The following is a 6,481-nucleotide window of genomic DNA, read 5'->3' on the forward strand; positions in this document are numbered from 1 at the left end:
ATTGTGCTTAGCGAAGAAAGAAAAAGCATATTGGAGGCGGAGGAGCGCTTTCGACATGAGCTCAAATCCAGCTTTGAGGGAATTGCTGCAAAAATTAAATCCGAATCCCAGAACGTTAAGGCCGAAATTAAAGCAGTAGAAAAGAACTTAGGCAGTAAGTTGATGGAGTTTTTAAATAGCTCTGTTGGAATGTGGCTCTTATCATCAGTTGTTCTTACTGGTGGTGCTGCTGTATTTCAAAGAATGCAGCATCACTACGATATTGAGGAAAAAAATAAGGCACAGCTTGTTCTCTACCAATTTGAAATCGGTAATCGGATTCAAAATATGAAGTATTTCTTACGTCAGGCTAAGACTGTTGGGGATGCTAAATCTGCATTGGAGGCAGTATTTAGAAGTAAATTTCCACTGAATCTAGATTTGAAAGATCAAAATCTTTCTGCCTTGTACTTTAGTCTGCAGCAGCTAGTGAAAGGAACTAGCGTTGAGAAGAGTAAAAAATCAATGGAGGTTGTTCGTGAATTGGAGGACGCCGAGTATTTGCTGCATTCGCAAAAAAATAATGCTCCGCTAGACGCTGCTGATAAGGCAAAGTTAGCATCTCTAGTTTCTGCAATTGAAAATCTTCACATAGAAGCTGTTGCCAAATAGTTGCTAAATCTTTTTACACCCATCCTTGTAATTTTTAGCCTAACTCTTCACTTAGATTCTTATCTCAAGCCTGGTTTTCAAAAAACAAATGGAGTTCAAATATGCGCTTAATTTATGCACTGACTATAGGGTTAAGTAGTTGCTTTATATTAAATTTGGCAATCGCTCAATCGGTTGATGGCAACCGCCCGGAATCACCCCAAAGACCTCAGTTGCCTAAAGGCATGCAGGCTATAGAACCTGCTGCGTTGGATTTACTGCTAGCTATGAGTAAGAAAATGGCTAGCGCTAAAACTATCCAATTTCAAGCGCTGGTTCATTCGGAATTTCCTTCCATTGATGGAATTCCAGTGATTTACTCAACGGCTGCAAAAATTGCACTCCAGCGCCCCAATAAATTTAATGTAGTTGTATCAGGTGATGGGCCGTCTAGTGAGCTTCTGTACAACGGTAAGAAACTTTTTGCTTATAGTCCCGAGAAAAACTTGGTTGCTGTGACCAATGCTCCGGATAATATTGATGCTGCTGCTGAATTTGCTTATGAGAAAGCGGGACTCTATTTCCCTGGTGACGATTTGGTCTTATCTAATCCATATGAGCATCTTTCTAGGGGTCTTACTGATGCATTTATTGTTGGAAAAACAAAATTAGTAGGCGGTGTTGAAACTAATATTCTCGTTTTGGCGGGTAGGGAGCTGCAGGGACAAATCTGGATTGGTGTCAAGGACAACTTGCCATACATGGCTTCCTGGATCTACTTGGGCGATTCTAGTCATCCAAGAACCACCCTGGTATATAGCAATTGGAAGATTGATTCACAAATCCCACAATCTCAATTTGATTCTGGAAGATTCTCTAAAGCTATTGTTACCGAATTTGCTCAACTTGAAGTGCCACTTAAATAGAATTCATAGGGAGTATTGAGATGAAGTTTTTTACAATTTTCTTGCTGGGCTTGGTTGGATTAGTCACATTAACTGCTACCAGTGATGCAGAGGCATATTGGCATGGTTATCGAGGTGGGTGGAGGGGCCCGGGTTGGGGTGGTCCAGGTTGTTGGCGTTGTGGTCCTGGGTGGGCTGCTGGTGCAGTGGTAGCTGGGGCTACTGTAGTTGAATCTGCTCCGCCGCAAGTAGTTGTTGAGCAAGCGCCCCCGGTCTATGCATCGCAACCGCAGCAAATTGTAGTTGCCCCCGGGCCAGCTCCTGTGACTTCTTATTCCATACCTCCGATTGGCTCTACATTTCCTAATTTGTTTCCTGGTTGTATTCTAGAGCCTAGAAATGGCATCAACTTTTATCAATGCCAGGGTTTTAGAATGCGTCCGCTATACAACGGGAATAATTTTTTCTACAGAGTAGTTCCAGGATGATTGAAGCAAAACCTTCCTCGGGCGCTTTACTGTTGTTTTGGATTTAGTAAAGCTAGCCCAGAATAATTCAGGTCGCCCAAATGCAAATCTGAAATTAATCTACAAGTGTCTCGAAACACGACACTTATAAGTCTATTGAGATGCTCTTTGCCCCGAGCGGTAACCATATTCACACTAACATTAAAAAATGTATCAGCGGTTTCGATGAGCTGTCTTCTGGCGTTGATTGGATTTATTTTAGGCTAGGGTGGCTTCGACATTGTATTGTTGGGTTACCCGACAAATAGCGTGGTTAAATCTCGATTTTCACATCATTTGATACAGTAAAAAAGTCTTAGGTTGTAAAAATTTGTTCTAGGCATTGGGCATACTGTTTTGAATCTACCGCCTTGTCTTCCATAAATACGCTTTGCACAGTAAATGCCGGTATCACCAGGCCAAATAAGGTCACAGATAGCTCCTGAGTGTTCTTAGATTTTTTGATTTTTCCTTGAGTCATGAGCGCAACAATTTTGGCTTCCAAAGCGCTGCGAATATTTTCAAAGCACGCTAGCATAGTTGTTCGAATATCAGGATCGACCATGGCCAGTGACCATACATGAAAGGCCATGCCTCGGCCAGGCCCCTTGGTGATTTGTTCAGCTAGGAAAGCTAGTTCATGAATTACATCACCCAGACTTAAATTGCGATCCTTTAGCTCTAAAAGCGTTTTCTCTACTTGAGCACAAAACCGACCCAGGTTTTGGGTAATGATAGCGTGAACAATATCTTCCTTAGTTTTGAAGTGGTGGTAGAGATTGCCTCTGGAAAACCCCGACTCTACTTGTATGTCCTTAATGGAAGTGCAAGCAAAGCCTTGTCTTGCAAAACAACTCCTAGCAGCAACCAATATCCTCTCTCTGCCTTCCAGCAGATTTTCTTCTCCCGCTCTTAGTAATCGCTTTTTAAGCAAACGAGTTTGCCCCGTCTTGCTGACGGGCGAATTTGATTTGGTAGTGCTTTTACGTGACCGAGAGTTGTTATTCATCATTGCTAAGCCCCATAAAAACCGACCGCTTGTTACAAATTATTCGCTATACAGCTAACATAATATCGTCCATTATTCACGATAAATCAAGTCGGTCGGGCTGTGGGGGGGTGTCTTGAGCAACCTTAAGCTCATTCATTAAAGCCTTTATTTATTGGCGAAATATCGAACCATGTAATTACGGCTAGTCTTATGTGCCAAGGTGTAAATAGCCGTAACGCTGTAATGAGTTTTGATTCGTATTTTAAAAAATTTGAAATGAAAGTTTTTATGGAAATCCCACTAAAAGATTTAAGTTCTTCGGATATGGCTAAATTCAAGGCATGTAATTTTTTGGTTAATGTTCTTAGTCAAATGTATGAGCAGTGGCAAGAAGCACCTTTGGGTTTCAAATGGATTCCAACATCTACTTGTCTATACGATCATGGGTATCAGGTGAGCGATTTTAGTTTCGGCGAACTAATTTGGAGTGAGTTTGCAACGCCCAATGGTGAACTTCACATTGAGCCATTTGGATGCATCGTCAAACATAATACATCTGCTCATAATTATTTAATTTTTCGCGGAAGCAAAAGTCTGCCAGATTTTGTTAAAGATCTTGAAATTAAATTATTACCTTATCCGGCTCCAACATTAAATCCACCAAGCAATATCAACGACGAAAAAGGGTGGTGGACTATTTTCAACGGGTTGCGCATTTCATTGATTGAAAAACTACGTCAAACTGAAACTGGCACATCATTAACCATTTCTGGTCATAGTTTGGGCTCCACACTTGCAACCTTAGCAATTCCTGAAGCAATTGCGCTCGGTTTTCAGGTGGAGCACTACAACTCTGCCAGCCCAAAAGTAGGTGATATTAATTTCAAGCAATATTACGAAAGCTTAAGGATGTTAGAAACTTCTGCTAGGCCCTCCGGAAGGTTGCATGATAGTTTCAGGTTGGTTAACGCAGCGGATTTTGTACCCGATTTTCCATTCGGAAATACCGGCTTTGAACATGTAGGCATTCGAATATTCTTTGAGGCTCGTTATGGCGATGAAGAGAAAAATCATGATCCATGCTGCTGCTATGGTTACGCTCTTGAGTATTCAGGCGTACCGTTTAATCCAGACCATGAGGTGAGTAATGCTTAAGACTATTAGCATTGAGGCGCTTAAGATTAATACAAAGTACCTTGCTTTTGGAATAATTCTCTTGGGGGCAATTTTTAATGTAAACGCTCAAAGTTGCACTGTCCTCAGTAACTCATTGAGTTCAACGTTTTCGCTTTCAAATAACCAATGTGTACAAGTAGCATCGACAGGTTCCATAACGGTCGCTGCAGGTGGAGTGGGCATATACGGAGGATGGGTTGCTGGCTTAGGCGTGAGTAATGCTGGAACGATTACCGCTGGCATTTATGGTTATGGGGTTGGCTCGGATGGAGGCACTTTTTCTTATATAACCAATAGCGGTACTATCACTATAGTCCCAAGTTCCTCATCGAATAGCAGCGGTATTAGATTGCAAAATAACGCCTCAGCATACAACGTTATCAACTCTGGCCAGATCCAAGGAGGAGATTTCGGTATTTCCTTGACCAGCGTTGACTCGATAACAAATTTAACAAACACTGGCTCAATCTATGCCAGTGATAGCGGCTACAACATCTTCAACCAAGGCGCAATCACCACCTTTAACAACGCCCAAGGGGGCAACGCATCAAGCGCCACCACTACTTCTTTAACTTATAACGGCAATCTCCCTACCTATTACAACATCATCGTTCGTTCTCCAACCTACCACGGACAGTTGGCCGTGACTAGTCCTAGTGGCGCTACCACTTTTGGTATTTATAGTGGCGGTGTAGATGGTGTAGCCGCATCAACTTTAACCAAAGGCACTTATAGCTCTGTGCTATCGGGTATTACTTCCGCAAATTTAACAGGCGCTACTTCTGGTAACTACAACGGCTTTACTTGGCGTTTAAATAACTCGGCTGGAACAATTTGGGATTTGATTGTTACTGGCGCTTCCACCGCCGACACCCAAGCCTCCTTACAAAATACCGCTTCATCACTCCAAAATACCTATGCCCTTCAGAACTCAGTATTAGCCAACAGCTTTAGCTATGACTGCACAGTCTTTGGCGCCAATAATGTTTGCATCTCTGCAGCCGGTCGTAATACTGCGGTATCGGCAGCTAATGGCTTAAACAACACAAGCGCCTTGTTAATTGCTGGTTATCGCTTAAACAACAACTATCGTATTGGCGCTTATGCTGACCAGAATTTGTCTGTGAATAACGCAGGCTCTACAGTGAACCTTGGTAACAACACACCGCTGATTGGCGTATTTAGCGCTTGGAATGAGCGTCAAGATGGCACAGGAACAGAAGTCAAAGTATCGGCTGCTTATGGTCAAAAGAACACTACTATTACTCGCTCTGTAGTGGGCACAAGTGAAGCGGGTTCAGGTTCTTCACAACTAAACAGCCAAGGCGCTCAAGTAGTAGCCAAATATGGCTTTGGCTTCGTTGATCAAGTCGTAGTATCCCCTTACGCGGGTGTGCGTTATACACAAAACACGATGGGTGGCTACACAGAGGGTGCAAGCTCAGCTGTAACGGCACCACTGACTTACTCGGCGCTCAATACTAATGCAACCACAGCTCTAGCTGGTGTTGGTGCTAGTTACCGTGGTATCCCACAAACCACCTTGTTTGCTAGTGCTGGTGTGGAGAGCGATACCAATACTAGCAACGGCACTTACTCGGCTACTGGTGTTACTGGCTTAACTCCAGTGAACTTCAATGCCAATCCAGTTAAAACCAGACCAACAGCCACCCTTGGTGCTAGCTACGATGTAGCCAAGAATCAACGCTTGGGTATTACTGGTATATACCGTCAAGAGCCATATCAAGCGGTTCAAACCACTACTGTGATGGCGACTTATACGGTTGGCTTGTAATTAAACCAATTAAGTAAGATAGAAACCTGCTTCGGGGGGTATTATCTGAAAGGGATCTGCCATCGATAATTATTGCGAAGGTCTGCTTTGTGTTCAGCAAAAGCCCATCGCCAACCCTAATCCCGAAGTGTCATGTAAAACCGACAGTAAATAATTCAGGTCGCCCAAATTCAAATCTGAAATTAAGCTAACAAGTGTCTTGTTAAGTGACGCTTGTTATGCCAGCTAGCGGGCTATTCAAGGTTTGATGTAATTTTGACCATCTATTTGGTGTCGGTTAGGCTCGACTCGGAGGTGTCCGGTTACGTGACGGTCGGGCAGCTCTTACGGGATGGCTTGCTGACGCTAAATTTGGGTAATTTGTGGTAGTTGCGTGGCAGAGAACGGCAAGAAGTAGTCACTGCAATTCTAGTAACTGAACTCATTTAATTACAATTTCAGAATTAAAGAAGATAGAAATTTAAATTGTGTCTTAAAC

Annotated in this window: 6 protein-coding genes; 5 read left to right on the top strand and 1 reads right to left on the bottom strand. The window is 42.9% G+C overall.

Translation table 11 applies throughout. The features are described from left to right. Positions 1–3 precede the first annotated feature (3 nt). From A2X74_RS05420 to A2X74_RS05430, 3 genes are all read left to right on the top strand, one after another. Positions 4–651, top strand: a complete 648-nt coding sequence (locus A2X74_RS05420) for a hypothetical protein (protein WP_293626231.1) — start codon at positions 4–6, stop codon at positions 649–651. Between the two features lie 155 nt (positions 652–806). Next, positions 807–1,556, top strand: a complete 750-nt coding sequence (locus A2X74_RS05425) for a DUF2092 domain-containing protein (protein WP_293626233.1) — start codon at positions 807–809, stop codon at positions 1,554–1,556. Between the two features lie 20 nt (positions 1,557–1,576). Beyond that, positions 1,577–2,023, top strand: a complete 447-nt coding sequence (locus tag A2X74_RS05430) for a hypothetical protein (RefSeq protein ID WP_293626235.1) — start codon at positions 1,577–1,579, stop codon at positions 2,021–2,023. Positions 2,024–2,357: 334 nt separating this feature from the next. On the opposite strand, the gene A2X74_RS05435 is transcribed toward A2X74_RS05430, so the two are convergent. Continuing rightward, complete coding sequence (locus A2X74_RS05435; RefSeq protein ID WP_293626237.1) at positions 2,358–3,053, bottom strand: TetR/AcrR family transcriptional regulator; 696 nt, start codon at positions 3,051–3,053, stop codon at positions 2,358–2,360. A gap of 189 nt (positions 3,054–3,242) precedes the next feature. Here A2X74_RS05435 and A2X74_RS05440 point away from each other — a divergent pair, with 189 nt between their 5' ends. Beyond that, positions 3,243–4,187, top strand: a complete 945-nt coding sequence (locus A2X74_RS05440; protein WP_293626239.1) for a lipase family protein — start codon at positions 3,243–3,245, stop codon at positions 4,185–4,187. Between the two features lie 196 nt (positions 4,188–4,383). Next, positions 4,384–6,003, top strand: coding sequence for an autotransporter outer membrane beta-barrel domain-containing protein (locus tag A2X74_RS05445; RefSeq protein WP_299764773.1), 1,620 nt, complete (start codon positions 4,384–4,386; stop codon positions 6,001–6,003). Positions 6,004–6,481 lie beyond the last annotated feature (478 nt).

The organism is Polynucleobacter sp. GWA2_45_21 (genome assembly GCF_001830325.1).
GTDB lineage: Bacteria > Pseudomonadota > Gammaproteobacteria > Burkholderiales > Burkholderiaceae > Polynucleobacter.